At 73.1% G+C, this 15,418-nt stretch carries 13 protein-coding genes; 6 read left to right on the top strand and 7 right to left on the bottom strand.

Features of this window, described 5'->3' with window-relative positions; all coding sequences use genetic code 11:
* Positions 1 to 6: 6 nt before the first annotated feature.
* Complete coding sequence (locus ACI6QG_RS17550; RefSeq protein WP_407025886.1) at positions 7 to 1,107, top strand: ABC transporter ATP-binding protein; 1,101 nt, start codon at positions 7 to 9, stop codon at positions 1,105 to 1,107.
* 12 nt (positions 1,108 to 1,119) lie between these two features.
* Here the strand turns inward: ACI6QG_RS17550 and ACI6QG_RS17545 are convergent, their stop codons facing one another.
* A complete protein-coding gene (locus tag ACI6QG_RS17545; protein ID WP_407025885.1) occupies positions 1,120 to 2,097 on the bottom strand; it encodes a tripartite tricarboxylate transporter substrate binding protein BugD in 978 nt (325 codons plus the stop codon).
* Positions 2,098 to 2,186: 89 nt separating this feature from the next.
* On the bottom strand, positions 2,187 to 3,137 hold the full coding sequence (locus ACI6QG_RS17540; protein ID WP_407025884.1) for a Bug family tripartite tricarboxylate transporter substrate binding protein: 951 nt from the start codon (positions 3,135 to 3,137) through the stop codon (positions 2,187 to 2,189).
* 77 nt (positions 3,138 to 3,214) lie between these two features.
* On the opposite strand from ACI6QG_RS17540, the gene ACI6QG_RS17535 reads away from it, so the two are divergent.
* Complete coding sequence (locus ACI6QG_RS17535; protein WP_407025883.1) at positions 3,215 to 4,435, top strand: sensor histidine kinase; 1,221 nt, start codon at positions 3,215 to 3,217, stop codon at positions 4,433 to 4,435.
* Positions 4,436 to 4,494: 59 nt separating this feature from the next.
* A complete protein-coding gene (locus ACI6QG_RS17530) occupies positions 4,495 to 6,063 on the top strand; it encodes a serine hydrolase domain-containing protein (RefSeq protein ID WP_407025882.1) in 1,569 nt (522 codons plus the stop codon).
* Here the strand turns inward: ACI6QG_RS17530 and ACI6QG_RS17525 are convergent.
* From ACI6QG_RS17525 to ACI6QG_RS17505, 5 genes are all read right to left on the bottom strand, one after another.
* Positions 6,005 to 6,241 (bottom strand): DUF2171 domain-containing protein, encoded by a 237-nt coding sequence (locus ACI6QG_RS17525; protein ID WP_407025881.1) that lies wholly within the window; start codon positions 6,239 to 6,241, stop codon positions 6,005 to 6,007. The genes ACI6QG_RS17530 and ACI6QG_RS17525 overlap by 59 nt on opposite strands.
* Before the next feature lie 82 nt (positions 6,242 to 6,323).
* Positions 6,324 to 7,544, bottom strand: a complete 1,221-nt coding sequence (locus ACI6QG_RS17520; protein WP_407025880.1) for a pyridoxal-phosphate-dependent aminotransferase family protein — start codon at positions 7,542 to 7,544, stop codon at positions 6,324 to 6,326.
* A 65-nt stretch (positions 7,545 to 7,609) separates the two neighbouring features.
* A complete protein-coding gene (locus tag ACI6QG_RS17515) occupies positions 7,610 to 8,596 on the bottom strand; it encodes a Bug family tripartite tricarboxylate transporter substrate binding protein (RefSeq protein WP_407025879.1) in 987 nt (328 codons plus the stop codon).
* A gap of 54 nt (positions 8,597 to 8,650) precedes the next feature.
* On the bottom strand, positions 8,651 to 9,304 hold the full coding sequence (locus ACI6QG_RS17510; protein WP_407025878.1) for a DUF7986 domain-containing protein: 654 nt from the start codon (positions 9,302 to 9,304) through the stop codon (positions 8,651 to 8,653).
* Positions 9,304 to 10,383, bottom strand: coding sequence for a malate/lactate/ureidoglycolate dehydrogenase (locus ACI6QG_RS17505; protein ID WP_407025877.1), 1,080 nt, complete (start codon positions 10,381 to 10,383; stop codon positions 9,304 to 9,306). The genes ACI6QG_RS17510 and ACI6QG_RS17505 overlap by 1 nt, the downstream gene beginning before the upstream one ends.
* A 184-nt stretch (positions 10,384 to 10,567) precedes the next feature.
* Between ACI6QG_RS17505 and dnaK the strand changes: the two genes are divergently transcribed.
* From dnaK to ACI6QG_RS17490, 3 genes are all read left to right on the top strand, one after another.
* Entirely contained in the window at positions 10,568 to 12,487 is a 1,920-nt protein-coding gene (dnaK, locus tag ACI6QG_RS17500) for a molecular chaperone DnaK (protein WP_407025876.1), read from the top strand.
* A gap of 84 nt (positions 12,488 to 12,571) precedes the next feature.
* Positions 12,572 to 13,717, top strand: coding sequence for a molecular chaperone DnaJ (dnaJ, locus tag ACI6QG_RS17495; RefSeq protein WP_407025875.1), 1,146 nt, complete (start codon positions 12,572 to 12,574; stop codon positions 13,715 to 13,717).
* A gap of 60 nt (positions 13,718 to 13,777) precedes the next feature.
* The gene (locus ACI6QG_RS17490) at positions 13,778 to 15,205 is read left to right on the top strand and encodes an aldehyde dehydrogenase (RefSeq protein ID WP_407025874.1); all 1,428 of its coding nucleotides are present in this window, start codon (positions 13,778 to 13,780) and stop codon (positions 15,203 to 15,205) included.
* The last annotated feature ends 213 nt before the right edge of the window (positions 15,206 to 15,418 follow it).

Below are 15,418 nucleotides of genomic sequence, written 5' to 3'. Positions count from 1 at the left end.
ACACGCATGGCGCAGCTTTCCCTCCGCGGGCTGGTGAAGGAATACGAGGGCGGCGTGCAGGCGGTGAAGGGCATCGACCTCGACATCGCCGACCACGAGTTCGTGGTCCTCGTCGGGCCCTCGGGCTGCGGCAAGTCCACCACGCTGCGGATGATCGCGGGGCTGGAGGACATCTCGGGCGGCGAGGTGTCCATCGGCGGCGCCGTGGTGAACGACGTGCCGCCGCGCGACCGCGACATCGCCATGGTGTTCCAGAACTACGCGCTGTATCCGCACATGACCGTGTTCGACAACATGGCCTTCGGGCTGACGCTGCGGAAGTTCGCCAGGGCCGAGATCCAGAAGCGCGTGAGCGAGGCGGCGCGCATCCTCGACATCGCGCCCCTGCTGGAGCGCAAGCCCAAGGCGCTGTCGGGCGGGCAGCGGCAGCGCGTGGCGATGGGCCGCGCCATCGTGCGCAACCCCAAGGTCTTCCTGTTCGACGAGCCGCTGTCCAACCTCGACGCCAAGCTGCGGGTGCAGATGCGAACCGAGATCAAGAAGGTCCACCAGGCGGTGCGCACCACCACCGTCTACGTCACCCACGACCAGGTGGAGGCGATGACGCTGGCCGACCGCGTGGTGGTGATGAACAACGGCCGCATCGAGCAGGCCGGCCCGCCGCAGGAGCTGTACCACCACCCGGCCACCCGCTTCGTCGCCGGCTTCATCGGCAGCCCGGCGATGAACTTCATCCCGGCGATGCTGGAGCCCGCCTCGGGCGCGCTGAATCTGCGCCTGCCGGACGGCATCGTCCTGCCGGTGCCGGAGGCGCGGGGCGCGCGCTACGCCGGCCATGGTGGGCGCGAGGTGCTGCTGGGCCTGCGCCCCGAGCACCTGACCGAGCCGCGCCAGGGCCGCCCCGGCTACGCCGACCTGCAGGTGGTGCCGGAGGTGATCGAGCCCATGGGCATGGAGACGCTGGTGCACTTCCACCTGGGTGCCGCGCGCGACCTCTGCGCGCGGCTGGACCCCACGGTGCCGGCGGCGCCCGGCGCGCCGCTGCGCCTGACCGCCGACCTGTCCAACATGCACCTGTTGGACCCGGCCAGCGGCCGGGTCCTGTAGGCGGGCGACGCCTCAGTCGGCGAACTGGCCCGCGGCCTGGATGATGGGGCGCCAGCGCGCCACGTCCGCCTGCCAGAAGGCGCGGTGCGCGGCCGGGGTGGCCTTGTCCTGCGCCACCGGCTCGGTGCCCAGGTCGTTGAAGCGGCGCACCAGCGCCTCGTTGCGCAGCGCCACCTGCAGCGCGGCGGACAGGCGGTTCACGATCTCGGCCGGGGTGCCGCGCGGCGCGTAGAGGCCGTGCCAGACGCTCACCTCGAAGTTGGACAGCCCGGCCTCGCGCGCCGTGGGGATGTCGGGCAGGGAGGGCACGCGGGTGCTGGTGGTGGTGGCGAAGGCCTTGATGGTGCCGGCGCGGATCTGCTCCGTGGTGTTGGTGGTCTGGTCGCACATCAGGTCCACCGTGCCGCCCACCAGGTCGTTCATCGCCGGGCCGGTGCCGCGGTAGGGCACGGTGGTCAGCGGCAGGTTCAGCGCCGCCTGGAACAGGATGCCGCACAGGTGGCTGGCCGCGCCGACGCCGGCATTGGCCAGGTTGATGCGGTCGCCCTCGCGCCGCACCAGCGCCACCAGCTCCGCCATGGTGTTGGCCGGCAGGGCGCGCTTGCCCACCAGCGTCATCGGCACCTCGGTGATGAGGCCGACCGGCTCGAAGCCGTTCACCGGGTCATAGGCCAGCCGCCGGTAGAGGGTGGGGATGGTGGCCATGCCGATGTGGTGCACCAGCAGGGTGTAGCCGTCCGGCCGCGCCTGGGCCACGCGCTGCGCCCCCAGCGTGCCGCCGGCCCCGCCCACGTTCTCCACCACCGCGGTGCCGCCCAGGTCGCGGCCCATCGCCTCGGCCACCAGCCGGGCCACCGTGTCGGTCGGGCCGCCGGCGGCAAAGGGCACGATGATGGTGATGGGCCGGTCGGGGTAGCGGGGCTGGGCCAGGGCCGGGGCCGCGAGGGGCGCCAGGGCGAGCGCCGGAAGGGCGCGCCGGGACAGGGTCATGCGTTTCGCTCCATACAGATTCAACCGGGCGCCATGTCGGGCCGGAGGCGCGGAAACGCAAGGCTCTTGCCCCGACGGGCCGCGCGGCGTCAGGACGGGACCTCCATGCGGGACAGCACGGGGCGCCAGATGCGGTCCTGTTCGCGCAGGAAGGCCGCGAAGTCCTCCGGGCTGCCGCCGCGCAGGAACTGGGCCTCGTTGGTCAGGCGCTCGCGCACGCGGGGCTCGTTCAGCGCCTCGTTGGCGGCGGCGTTCAGCCGCGCCACCTGGGCGGGCGGGGTGCGGGCCGGCGCCAGCAGGCCGAACCAGGACAGCGCCTCGAAGCCGGGATACGACTCGGCGAAGGTGGGCACGCCGGGGGTGGAGGGCACGCGCTGGGCGCTGGTCCAGCCCAGGATGCGCCCCTGGTTGTTGCGGAACACCGGCACGGCGGTGGAGCCCGCGACCACCAGCAGGTCCAGGTTGCCGGCCAGGAAGTCCGACAGCGCCTGGGCGTCGCCGCGGTAGGTGACGTCCTGCATGGTCACGCCCAGGCGCTCCAGCACCATCAGCATGGCGATGTTGGTCAGCGTGGTGGGGCCGTTGGTGCCGTAGGTGATGCGCCCGGGCCGGGCGCGGGCGGCGGCGGCCAGGGCGGCGATGTCCGCCGGGCCGTCATGGCGTGCGATGACGGCGAAGGGGAAGGTGGAGGCCAGCACGACCGGCGCGAAATCCTCCACCCGGTAGGGCAGGTTGCGCTGGATCACCGGGTTCACCGTCAGGGTCGTGCCGGCGGCCATCAGCAGGGTCTGCCCGTCCGGCTGGGCGCGGGACACCGCCTCCGCCCCGATGGCGGTGTTGGCGCCGGGGCGGTTCTCCACCAGCACGTTGGCGCCCAGCACCTGGCCCATGCGCTCGGCCATCAGGCGGGAGACGGTGTCGGTGGAGCCGCCGGGCGCGAAGGGCACGACGATGGTCACGGGCCGGGCGGCCTGCGCGGCGGCGAGGCCGGGCATCAGCGCCGGCAGGGCCAGGGCGGCCCGGCGGGTGGTGGCGGTCATGGGGTTTCCTCCGGGGTTTCCCGTATCCTGGCAGGGCCTTGTGGCGCGGTTCAAGCCGATGGCGTATCTTCTTGATCATGGATCACGGGATGCCCGGCCCCCAGGGCCCCGCCGCCCTGGCCCGCCTGGTGGCGGAGACCGACTGGGCCGCGACGCCGCTCGGCCCGCAGCTGCACTGGCCGCTGGCGCTGCGCCTGGCGGTGGACCTCATCCTCGCCTCCCGCTTCCCCATGCTGGTGATGTGGGGCGAGGAGCGGGCGATGGTCTACAACGCCGGCTACGCCGCCATCCTCGGCGCCCGCCACCCGGCCGCCCTGGGCCGCCCCGTGGACGAGGTCTGGCCCGAGCTGCGCGGCCAGCTCGGCCCCCTCATCAGCCGCACCTATGCCGGCGAGGCGCTGTGGTTCGAGGACCTGGAGATGGAGGTGGCGCGCAACGGCCACCCCGAGCGCGCCTGGTTCACCTTCTCCTACTCGCCGCTGCGCGACGCGCTGGGGGTGGTGCGCGGCCTGCTGAACACCGTGGTCGAGACGACGGACCGCGTGCTGGCCCAGCGCGCCCTGGCCGAGCGCGAGGCGGAGCTGGAGCGCCGCGTGCAGGAGCGCACCGCGGAGCTGATGCGCGCCGAGCAGGCGCTGCGCCACTCGGAGAAGCTGCAGGCCATGGGCCAGCTCACCGGCTCGCTGGCGCATGATTTCGGCAACGTGCTGCAGGTGGTGGATTCGGGCATGCACCTGCTCTCGGCCGAGGGGCTGACGCCCGAGGAGCGCCAGCAGGTGACCGAGGGGGTGGGCGCCTCGCTCGACAACGCCCGGCGGATGATCCGCCAGCTGCTCGCCTTCGCGCGGCAGCAGCCGCTGGAGCCGGTGGCCTTCGACCTGTCGGCGCGCATCGGCGGGATGACGGAGCTGCTGCGCCATTCCCTGGGCCGCGGCATCAGGCTGGAAACCGCGCTGGCCGAGGGCCTGCCCGCGGTGACGCTGGACCCCGCCCAGCTGGAGACCGCCATCCTGAACCTGGTGATGAACGCGCGCGACGCCATGCCGCAGGGCGGCAGGCTGCGCCTGGCCACCGGGCTGGCGGGCGGCCGCCCCTGCCTGACCGTGGCCGATGACGGCGAGGGCATGCCGCCGGAGGTGATGGCGCGGCTGTTCGAGCCCTTCTTCACCACCAAGCCGGCCGGCAAGGGCACCGGGCTGGGGCTGGCGCAGGTGCATGGCTTCGTCACCCAGTCGGGCGGCGACGTCCGGGTGGACAGCGCCCCCGGCCAGGGCACCAGCTTCACCCTGGTGTTCTGAGCGGCCGGGCCGCGCCCGGCCAGTATCCTTGCCACCAAGTCGGGTTTACATTGCCCTCCATGCGAGACCTCGACCTGCTGCGGCTGGAGCGCCGCGTCGGCCTGATGCTGGCGCCGCTGGCCGGCGGCCCGGGCGCGGCGGTAGGGGTGGCGCGCGACGGCGCGCTGCTGCTGCGCCGCGGCGGCGGGCTGGCCAGCCTGGAGCACCAGGTGCCGATCGGGCCGGACACCGCCTTCCGCATCGCCTCCGTTTCCAAGCACGTCACCTGCGCCGCCCTGCTGCTGCTGGAGCGCGAGGGCAGGCTGCGCCTGGACGACCCCCTGGGCAAGCACCTGCCCGCCCTGCCCGCCGCCTTCCACCCGCTGCCGCTGCGCCTGCTGGCGCAGAACCGCGCCGGCCTGCGCGACATGTTCGAGCTGGCGCGGCTGGGCGGGCTGGACCTGTCCCACCCGGTGTCGGAGGCGGAGCTGGACGGGCTGATCGCCCCGGCCACCGGGCTGAACTTCGCGCCCGGCACCCGCTTCCTGTACAGCAACACCGGCTTCCGCTGGCTCGGCCAGGCGATCGAGGCCGTGGAGGGCGCCCCGCTGGCCGAGGTGCTGGACCGCCGCATCTTCGCCCCCCTGGGCATGACGCGCACCCGCCACGCGCCGGACCTGCTGGCCCCGGTGCCGGGCCTCGCCACCGGCCACCTGGCCGATGGGCGGCGCGCCCCGCACGGCTTCCCCCTGGGCGGCGAGGGCGGGCTGGTTTCCACCGTCGAGGACCTGGCGCTGTGGGCGCGGGCGCTGTCCCTGGAAACGCTGGGCCCGCTGGAGGCCGCCCTGGCCGAGGCCCCGCCCTTCCCCGGCGGCGCCCCCGGCCGCTACGGGCTGGGCCTGGAGGTGGGGGAGTGGCGCGGGCTGCGCCTGCACGCCCATGGCGGGTTGTGGCCGGGCTACCGCTCGGCCTTCCTGCGCGTGCCGTCGCGCCGGCTGACGGTGATGGTGCTGGCCAATTCCGCCGGGCTGGACCCGTTGGCGATGGCGCTGGAGGTGCTGGCCGCCGCCCTGGCCGGCGATGCCGGCCTGCGCCCCGCCCCGCCCGCCCCGCCGGCCGACGGGCTGGAAGGGCGCTGGGCCTGCCTGGAGGCCGGGCTTTCGCTCGACATCGGCCCCGGCCCGGTGGCGCGCATGCACGGCACCCCCTTCGCCCTGGTCCCGCACGAGGATGGCCGCTGGCACGAACGGCGCGCCGCCTTCCCCTTCGCGCTGCGGCAGGAGGACGGGGCGCTGGCGGTGGAGATGGACGCGGGCGTCACCCTGCGCTTCGACCGCGCCCCCGGCGGGAAGCTGCCGGCGCTGGACGGCACCTGGCGCTGCGCCGAGGCGCAGGCGGAATGGCGCATCGCCGGCGAGCATGTCGAGATCGGCGGCCCGCTGCGCCGCGGCGTTCCCGGCCGGCTGGAGGCGGTGGCGCCCGGCCTGGCCCGCGTCCATGCCCCCTCCATCCTCGGGGAGATGTGGTGGGACGTGCGGGTGGAGGGCGCGCGGCTGACGGTGAACGCCGGCCGCGCGCGGGGGATGGAGTTCAGCCCATCTGGGAGGACAGCTTCTGCTTCGCCTCGGCGCCGCTCATCTCCAGCATGACCTTGCCGCCCTGGGTGGACTGCACGGCCGAGACGGGAAGGTAGTGGTGGTGGCCCTGCCCATGCGGGTCGCTGTCCTTGGTCAGCTTGATGCGGTCGCCCTCGACCTTGTCCACCTTGCCGACCATGGTGCCGTCGCTGCCGACGATCTCCATGTGCTCACCGATGTCGTGCATCATCGCCGCGGTCTCCTTTCTGGCGTTGTCCTGCCAGGGCGAACGCCGCGCGGCGGCCCAGGGTTGGGCCCGGCCCGGGGGTGGCTCAGGCGGGCGGACGGGTCAGGCTGGCCATGGCCGCCTGCACGCCGCCGGGGCGGTGCGGCACCCCGGCCAGCTCCAGCGCCATCTCCACCGCGCCCAAGGTGCCCAGGATCATCGGCTCGTTCAAGTCGCCCAGGTGGCCGATGCGGAACACCTTGCCCGCCAGCACGTTCAGCCCCGCCCCGGTGGAGACGTTGAACCGCTCCAGCGCGATCTTCCGCACCGCCTCGGCGTCGTGGCCCTCGGGCATCAGCACGGTGGTCACGCTGTCCGACACGCGCTCGGGGTTCTGGCAGAACAGCTGCGGGCCGCTGTTGCCCTCGCCCCAATGGGCCACGCAGGCGCGCACGGCGCGGGCCAGCCGGGCGTGGCGGCGGAACACGTTCTCCAGCCCCTCCTCCTCCAGCATCAGGCGCAGCGCCTCGGCGAGGCCGTAGAACAGGGTGACCGGCACGGTGCCCACGAAGGATTTCTGCGGCCGCGCCAGCATCTGCGACCAGTCGAGGTAGAAGCGCGGCGTGGTGGCGGCCCGGTGGGCCTCCAGCGCCTTGGGGCTGGCGCCGGTGAAGGCGAAGCCGGTGGGCAGCATCAGCCCCTTCTGCGAGCCGCCGACGCAGACATCCACCCCCCACTCGTCCATGCGGAAATCGAAGCAGCCGAGCGAGGAGATCGTGTCGGCCATCAGCAGCGCCGGATGGCCGTGCTCGTCCAGGATGGCGCGCACCCGCTCGATGGGCAGGCGGGTGCCGGCGGCGGTCTCGTTGTGCACGCAGCACACGGCCTTGATGGCGTGCGCCGCATCCGCCGCCAGCGCCTCGCGCACCCGCGCCATCTCGATGCCCTGGCGCCAGTCGGCCGGGAGCCACTGCACATGGTAGCCCAGGCGCTGCGCCATCTTCGCCCAGGTGTCGGAGAAATGCCCGGTCTCGGGGATCAGCACGGTGTCGCCGGGGCTCAGCACGTTGACCAGCGACGCCTCCCAGGCGCCGTGGCCGGAGGTGGTCATGCAGAACACCGTGCCGGCCTCGGTCTTGAGCACCTTCTTCAGCCCGGCCATGCAGGATTCGTACACCGCCATGAAGGCCGGGTCGTTGAAGTCCACGCTGGCGCGCGCGGTGGCCAGCAGCACGGAATCCGGGATGTTGGTGGGCCCCGGATTGGCGAAGAACAGGCGCCCGCGCGCCATCGGGCGGGCGGGCGTCTTGGCGGTCAGTCCATCCATGTCGGGGCGTTCCTCAGCTTGGCGCGAGTGAAGCGCGGAACGCCCCGTGCATCAACAACGCCCCGTCAGCGCTCCAGCCGGATGCCGGTGCGGGCGACCACCTCCTGGTACTTGCGCACCTCCCCTTGCAGGAAGTCGCGCGCCACCTCCGGGGTGTTGGCGCCGCTCCAAGCGGAGACGCCGGCGCCCAGCAGGCGCTCGCGCACCGGCTCCTCGGCCACCGTGGCGGCCAGCGCGCGGTTGAGCGTGGCGAGGATGGCCGGGTTCATCCGCGGCGGGCCGATGATCATGTTCCAGGTGGTCATCTCGAAGCCCGGCAGGGCGGATTCGTGCAAGGTCGGCACGTCGGGGAAGGAGGGGAAGCGCTCGCGGCTCGTCACCGCCAGGCCGCGCACCATGCCGTCGCGCACCTGCGCCGCCGCGCTGGCCAGCACGGCGATGCCGAACTGCCCCTCGCCCTGGTGGATCGCCGTCAGCATCAGCCCGCCGGAGCGGTAGGGCACGTGGGTGAAGCGCGCGCCGATGGCCGCGCCCAGCATCTCCACCGCCAGATGCGGGATGGAGCCGACGCCGGAGGTGGCGTAGGCGAACTCCTCCGGGCGCGAGGCGCGCAGCCGGGCCACCGCCTCCGGCGCCGTGCGCGCCGGGAAGGAAGGCTGGGTGATCAGGATCAGCGGCGCGGTGCCCACCAGCCCGATCTGCGTGAAGTCGCCCACCGGGTCGAAGGGCGTGCCGCCCTGCAGCGCGGCGGGCGCGATGGCGTGCGACGACACCTCGATCAGCATGATGGTGTGGCCGTCCGGGGCCTGCCGCCGCAGCCAGTCCGCCGCCACCGTGCCGGAGGCGCCGGGCCGGTTCTCCACCACCATGCGCGCGCCGGGGCCGATGTTGGCGGCGAACCGCTCGGAGATCAGGCGCGAGGCGATGTCGGTGGACCCGCCGGGCGCGAAGCCGGTGACCAGGGTGATCGGCCGCTCGGGGAAGCCCTGGGCCAGGGCGGGCGCGGCGGGCAGCAGCGCGAGGCCGGGCAGCAGCCGGCGGGGGATGGACATGGGACGCCTCCAGGGTTCTCGTTGCCCGGAGGGTGGCGCCTCAGGCGCGCCGCATCAAGGCCGCTTGCCCAGCAGCCCGTGGTCCAGCGCGGCGCGGTAGGTGCGGGCGGCGAAGTCCTCCGCCAGGGCGGCGGCGCGCAGCACGGCCAGGTCCTCCGGCGCCGGGGGCGTCAGCGGGGGCAGCATGCGCGGGGCGGGCGGGCGGGCCACCGGGCGGCCCAGCAGCTCCTCCAGCACCTCGTCGGTCAGCGGGGCGACGGCGCCGCAGGTCCAGTCCAGCCCGTCCAGCCGCATCAGCCGGCCGGCGAAGGCCACGCCCTCGAACTCCGGCTGCTGCAGGCGGTCGTCGCGCAGGCGGATCTCCGTGCCGCGCAGCAGGTCCTCGGCGCGGGCGCCGCCCTCGGGGTGGGCGGCGCCGAGGCGGAACAGGGTGAAGCGCGCATCGGCCAGCGCGGCCAGCACCGCCGCCTCCTCGGCGTCGTGCGGCTGCCTCGCCTCCCTCGCCAGGGCGGGGGTGTGGCCGCCGGGCGGGGCGAAGACGCCCAGGTCCAGCACCAGCAGGAACTGCGCCTCGGTGGTGAACTTCACCTCCTCGTCGCGCCACAGCCCCAGGGCGCGGGCGCAGGAGGCCGCGGCCGCCTTGGGGATGCGCTTGGCCGCCGCCGAGAGCAGGCGGGCGCGCAGCGCTGAGACGGCGGCGTGGTCCATCAGGGGGCCTCCACGCCCAGGGCGGCGGCGGTGGCGCGGATGTTGGCCCAGGCCTCCTCCGGCAGCGGCACGCCGCTCACCAGCCGCTCGGCGCGGCGGCGGGACTCCATCTCGCCCGGGGCCAGCACCGGCTCGTCCGGGTGCACCGGGCGGCAGGTCTTCACCCAGTCCACGTAGGATTGCGCGGCGGCGTGGAAGGCGGCCTCGTCGCCGAAATGCTTCGGCGAGAGGTGGATGGACAGCATGCCGTTGACGACGCGCCCGCGCGCCTCCACCGGGCCGGAGGTGGGCGAGCCGGTGAGGCAGCCGGCCAGCAGCTCGCACATGAAGGCGAGGCCGGAGCCCTTGTGCTCGCCGAAGGCGCGGATGGCGCCCAGCCCGTTCTCCGGGTTGCGCGGGCCGACCGGGGCGTAGTCGCCGTACAGGGTGCGCGGGTCGGCCGAGAGCGTGCCGTCGGGGCTGACCAGCGCGCCCTCGGGCAGCGCCTTGCCGCCGTTGCTGGCCACCAGCACCTTGCCCTCCGCCACCAGGGAGGTGGCGAAGTCCAGCACCACCGGCCCGCCGGGCAGCGGCACGCCGACGCTGAACGGCGCGGTGGAGAAGCGCCGCTCCGCCCCGCCGAAGGGCGCCACCAGCACCGAGCCGCCGACGTTGACGAAATGGATGGAGATCAGGCCCTCGGCGGCCGCCATCTCGGCGTAGTCGCCCACCCGCCCCAGGTGGGCGGAGTTGCGCAGGCCCATGACGCAGGCGCCGAGCTGCCGCGCGCGGGCGATGGCCAGGCGCGTCGCCTGCTCCGCCACCACCTGCCCCCAGCCGTAGCCGCCGTCGAGCAGCAGGAAGCCGCCGCCATCCGTCACCACCTCGGCCTTGCGGCCGCCGACGATGTGCCCGGCGCGGTGCCATTCCACGTAGCGCGGCACCCGCACCACGCCGTGGCTGTCATGCCCGGCCAGGTTGGCGCCGACCAGGTGGTGGCTGATGCGCCCGGCCTCCGCTTCCGTGCAGCCGGCGGCCAGGAAGATGCGGGTGACGAAGCCCTGCAGCTCCAGGGCCGGGATGTGGACGTAGGATGCCATGCGCGCTTCCCCCTTCGGCGGCGGACCATGCGCGCATGTGGGCGGGGCGTCCAGACCGCCCCCTTGCGGCGGCGCGGCGCGGTGAATATGTCCCACCCATCCTTGTTTCCACCCCATCCGCGAGGGGCGGGACGCGGTGCCTCCTCAGGGCCGCCTCCCACGCCGCCGCACCAGGAGAAGACGGATGAGCAAAGTCATCGGCATCGACCTCGGCACCACCAATTCCTGCGTCGCCATCATGGAAGGCGGCGAGGTGAAGGTGTTGGAGAACGCGGAGGGCGCGCGCACCACCCCCTCCATGGTCGCCTTCAGCAAGACCGGCGAGCGTCTGGTGGGACAGAGCGCCAAGCGCCAGGCCGTCACCAACCCCACCAACACCCTGTACGCCGTCAAGCGCCTGATCGGCCGCAAGTTCGACGACGCCATGGTGCAGAAGGAGAAGGGCCTCGCCCCCTTCAACATCGTGCGCGCCGACAATGGCGACGCCTGGGTCGAGGTGGACGGCAAGAAGTACGCCCCCCAGCAGATCAGCGCCAACGTGCTGACCAAGATGAAGGACACCGCCGAGGCCTACCTGGGCGAGAAGGTGACGCAGGCTGTCATCACCGTCCCCGCCTACTTCAACGACGCCCAGCGCCAGGCCACCAAGGAGGCCGGCGCCATCGCGGGCCTGGAAGTCCTGCGCATCATCAACGAGCCGACGGCCGCCGCGCTGGCCTATGGCATGGACAAGAAGGCCACCGGCACCATCGCGGTCTATGACCTCGGCGGCGGCACCTTCGACGTCTCCATCCTGGAGATCGGCGACGGTGTCTTCGAGGTGAAGTCCACCAATGGCGACACCTTCCTGGGCGGCGAGGACTTCGACCAGCGCGTGATCGACTACCTGGCCGACGAGTTCAAGCGCGAGAACGGCATCGACCTGCGCGGCGACAAGCTGGCGCTGCAGCGCCTGAAGGAGGCCGGCGAGAAGGCGAAGATCGAGCTTTCGTCGTCCAAGCAGACCGAGATCAACCTGCCCTTCATCACCGCCGACGCCTCCGGGCCCAAGCACCTGGTGATGCAGCTGACGCGCGCCAAGCTGGAAGCCCTGGTGGACGACCTGGTGCAGCGCACGCTGGAGCCCTGCCGCCAGGCGCTGAAGGATGCCGGCCTCGCCGCGGGCGAGATCGACGAGGTGATCCTGGTCGGCGGCATGACGCGCATGCCTAAGGTGGTGGAGGCGGTGAAGGGCTTCTTCGGCAAGGAGCCGGCCCGCAACGTCAACCCCGACGAGGTCGTGGCCATCGGCGCCGCCATCCAGGGCGGCGTGCTGAAGGGCGACGTCAAGGACGTGCTGCTGCTGGACGTGACGCCGCTGAGCCTCGGCATCGAGACGCTGGGCGGGGTGTTCACGCGCCTGATCGACCGCAACACCACCATCCCCACCAAGAAGTCGCAGACCTTCAGCACCGCGGACGACAACCAGACGGCCGTGACCATCAAGGTGTTCCAGGGCGAGCGCGAGATGGCGGCGGACAACAAGCTGCTGGGCAACTTCGACCTGACCGGCATCCCCGGCGCGCCGCGCGGCGTGCCGCAGATCGAGGTCACCTTCGACATCGACGCCAACGGCATCGTGTCGGTCTCCGCCAAGGACAAGGCGACGGGCAAGGAGCAGCAGATCCGCATCCAGGCCAAGTCCGGCCTGAGCGACGCCGACATCGAGAAGATGGTGCGCGACGCCGAGGCGAACGCCGAGGCCGACAAGAAGCGGCGCGAGGCGGTGGAGGCGCGCAACGGCCTCGACGCCCTGGTGCACGCGACGGAGAAGACCATCCGCGACAACGCCGAGAAGGTGCCGGGCCCGGAGAAGGAGGCCGCCGAGGCCGCCATCGCCGAGGCGCGCGCGGCGATGGAGGGCGGCGAGGCCGACGCCATCAACGCGGCGGCGGAGAAGCTCTCCCAGGCGTCCATGAAGCTGGGCGAGGCCATGTACAAGGCCGAGCAGGCCAGCCAGCAGGCGAACCCGCAGGGCGACGCCGCGGGCACCGGCCCGAACGGCGACAAGGTGGTGGACGCCGACTTCGAGGAAGTGGACCCGAAGAAGCAGCAGAAGCCGTGAGGGCGGGCGACCGCATCACCCTTCGGGCGCCCGGTTCAGCGATGAACCGGGCGTCGCTTCGTTCAGGCTGAGGAATCCAGGCCCATGGCCAAGCGCGACTACTACGAGGTGCTGGGCGTCGCCCGCGACGCCGCGGAGGAGGACCTCAAGAAGGCCTACCGCAAGCTCGCCATGAAGTGGCACCCCGACCGCAACGCGGGGAACGCGGAGGCGGAAGCCAAGTTCAAGGAAGTGAACGAGGCCTACGACACGCTCAAGGACGCGGAGAAGCGCGCCGCCTACGACCGCTACGGCCACGCCGCCTTCGAGGGCGGCGGGCCGGGCGCGGGCGGCGGCGGCTTCGCGGGCGGCTTCGGCGGCGGCGGCTTCGAGGACATCTTCGAGGAGATGTTCGGCCGCTTCGGCGGCAGGCAGGGCGGCGGGGCAGGCCGCGCCTCGGCCGGCCGCGGCGCCGACCTGCGGACCGAGGTGCAGATCACGCTGGAGGAAGCCTTCGCCGGGCTGAAGAAGACCGTGCGCGTGCCCAGCAGCGTCTCCTGCGAGGCGTGCTCGGGCTCAGGCGCCGAGGGCGGCTCGGCCAATGTCCAGCAATGCGCCACCTGCCGGGGCGCGGGCAAGGTGCGCGCCCAGCAGGGCTTCTTCCTGATAGAGCGCACCTGCCCCACCTGCTCGGGCACCGGGCGCACCATCAAGAACCCCTGCAAGGTGTGCCAGGGCGCCGGCCGGGTGCAGCGCGACCGCACGCTGTCCGTCTCCATCCCCGCGGGGGTGGAGGACGGCACGCGCATCCGCCTGTCCGGCGAGGGGGAGGCCGGGCTGCGCGGCGCCCCGGCGGGCGACCTCTACGTGGACATCGGCATCGCCCCGCACGCCCTGTTCACCCGCGAGGGGCCGAACATCATGGTGCGCGTGCCCATCCGCATGGCCCAGGCCGCGCTGGGCGGCAGCGTGGAGGTGCCGGTGATCGAGGGCGGGCGCGCCGCGGTGAAGATCCCGCCCGGCACCCAGACCGGCGACAGCTTCCGCCTGCGCGGCAAGGGCTTCTCCGTGCTGCGCTCCGCCGCGCGGGGGGACATGTACGTGCAGATCGTGGTGGAGACGCCGCAGAACCTCACGCCCCGCCAGCGCGAGTTGCTGGAGGCCTTCGAGGCCGAGAGCGCCAAGGGCGACACCTCCTCGCCCGAGAGCGAGGGGTTCTTCGCCAAGGTGCGGGACTTCTGGAAGGGCTGATCGGCTTGCGGTGCGGGGCGGCGCATCCCACCTTCGGCCCGAAACCCGGAGGAGACGACCATGCCCGATGACGGCTTCACGCGCCGCAACCCCATCACCGGCGACGTCGCCACCACGGCGCGCGCCATGGGCGTGGCGGAGGCGGCGGCGGTGGCCGATGCCGCCGCCGCCGCCTTCCCCGCCTGGGCCGCGCTGGGCCCGAACGCCCGGCGCGCCCACCTGCTGAAGGCCGCCGACACCCTGGCCGCCAAGGCCCCCGAGTTCATCCGCCTGATGGCGGAGGAACTGGGCGCCACCGCCGGCTGGGCCGGCTTCAACGTCCACCTCGCCGCCGGCATGCTGCGCGAGGCGGCGGCGATGACCACCCAGGTGGTGGGCGAGACTATCCCCTCCGACAAGCCGGGCTGCCTGTCCATGACCATCCGCGCCCCGGTGGGGGTGGTGTTCGGCATGGCGCCGTGGAACGCGCCGGTGATCCTGGGCATCCGCGCCGTGGCGCTGCCACTGGCCTGCGGCAACACCGTGGTGCTCAAGGCCTCCGAGACCTGCCCGGGCGTGCACGCGCTGATCGCCCAGGTGTTCGAGGAGGCGGGGCTGCCGCCGGGCGTGGTCGGCGTCGTCACCCATGCGGCGGAGGACGCGCCGGCGGTGGTGAACGCGCTGATCGGCCACAAGGCGGTGCGGCGCATCAGCTTCACCGGCTCCACCCGCGTCGGCCGCATCATCGCCACCGAATGCGCCAGGCACCTGAAGCCGGTGCTGCTGGAACTGGGCGGCAAGGCGCCGCTGGTGGTGCTGGAGGATGCCGATTTGGACGAGGCGGTGAAGGCCGCGGCCTTCGGCGCCTTCATGAACCAGGGCCAGATCTGCATGTCCACCGAGCGCATCGTGGTGGTGGACGCCGTGGCCGACGAGTTCGTGCGCCGCTTCGCCAGGTTCACCGCCACCCTGCCGGTGGGCGACCCGCGCGGCGGGCCGGTCTTCCTCGGCTCCGTGGTGGATGAGGGCGCGGCCGCCATGGTGGATGGGCTGGTGGAGGACGCCCGCGCCAAGGGGGCTGAAATCCATGGCGCCGGCACCCGGCAGGGCACGGTGATGCCGGCGCGGATCGTGGACAAGGTGACGCCGGAGATGCGCCTCTACGCCGAGGAATCCTTCGGCCCCGTCGTCGCGGTCATCCGCGTGCGCGACGAGGAGGAGGCGGTGCGGGTGGCCAACGACACCGAATACGGGCTGTCGGCCGCCGTGTTCACCCGCGATGTCAGCCGCGGCCTGTCGGTGGCGCAGCGCATCGAGAGCGGCATCTGCCACGTCAACGGCCCCACCGTGCATGACGAGGCGCAGATGCCCTTCGGCGGCGTGAAGGCCAGCGGCTATGGCCGCTTCGGCGGCCGCGCCGGCGTGGCGGAGTTCACCGAGCTGCGCTGGATCACCGTGGAGACGCGCCCGGGGCAGTATCCCTTCCCGCCCGGCGTCGGCGCTCACTAGGGCGCGGTCCGCGGCGGCGGGTCGCCATCGCGGCGGATCGCCTTCTCACGCGCGCCAAGGCGTGATCCCGGCAGGCGGGATCACGCCCTAGGTAGGGAACCAATACAACCCATTGAATCGTTTGTGCGTTTCGCCACTGATTGAGGTTCAGCGGTGGAGATTGGCCATGGCGCGGTTGTTCTGGTTGTCCGAGCAGGCGTGGACGGTGCTGGA

The sequence above is a fragment of the Sabulicella flocculans genome (genome assembly GCF_045449635.1).
Lineage (GTDB): Bacteria > Pseudomonadota > Alphaproteobacteria > Acetobacterales > Acetobacteraceae > Roseococcus.
Note: the sequence above shows the minus strand (reverse complement) of the source record. Positions and strands in the feature narration are given on the sequence as shown.

Coding starts and splice junctions, on each gene's coding strand:
- ACI6QG_RS17550 (WP_407025886.1), top strand. CDS start 7: ATGGCGCAGCTTTCCCTCCGCGGGCTGGTGAAGGAATACGAGGGCGGC.
- ACI6QG_RS17545 (WP_407025885.1), bottom strand. CDS start 2,097: ATGACCCTGTCCCGGCGCGCCCTTCCGGCGCTCGCCCTGGCGCCCCTC.
- ACI6QG_RS17540 (WP_407025884.1), bottom strand. CDS start 3,137: ATGACCGCCACCACCCGCCGGGCCGCCCTGGCCCTGCCGGCGCTGATG.
- ACI6QG_RS17535 (WP_407025883.1), top strand. CDS start 3,215: ATGGATCACGGGATGCCCGGCCCCCAGGGCCCCGCCGCCCTGGCCCGC.
- ACI6QG_RS17530 (WP_407025882.1), top strand. CDS start 4,495: ATGCGAGACCTCGACCTGCTGCGGCTGGAGCGCCGCGTCGGCCTGATG.
- ACI6QG_RS17525 (WP_407025881.1), bottom strand. CDS start 6,241: ATGATGCACGACATCGGTGAGCACATGGAGATCGTCGGCAGCGACGGC.
- ACI6QG_RS17520 (WP_407025880.1), bottom strand. CDS start 7,544: ATGGATGGACTGACCGCCAAGACGCCCGCCCGCCCGATGGCGCGCGGG.
- ACI6QG_RS17515 (WP_407025879.1), bottom strand. CDS start 8,596: ATGTCCATCCCCCGCCGGCTGCTGCCCGGCCTCGCGCTGCTGCCCGCC.
- ACI6QG_RS17510 (WP_407025878.1), bottom strand. CDS start 9,304: ATGGACCACGCCGCCGTCTCAGCGCTGCGCGCCCGCCTGCTCTCGGCG.
- ACI6QG_RS17505 (WP_407025877.1), bottom strand. CDS start 10,383: ATGGCATCCTACGTCCACATCCCGGCCCTGGAGCTGCAGGGCTTCGTC.
- dnaK (WP_407025876.1), top strand. CDS start 10,568: ATGAGCAAAGTCATCGGCATCGACCTCGGCACCACCAATTCCTGCGTC.
- dnaJ (WP_407025875.1), top strand. CDS start 12,572: ATGGCCAAGCGCGACTACTACGAGGTGCTGGGCGTCGCCCGCGACGCC.
- ACI6QG_RS17490 (WP_407025874.1), top strand. CDS start 13,778: ATGCCCGATGACGGCTTCACGCGCCGCAACCCCATCACCGGCGACGTC.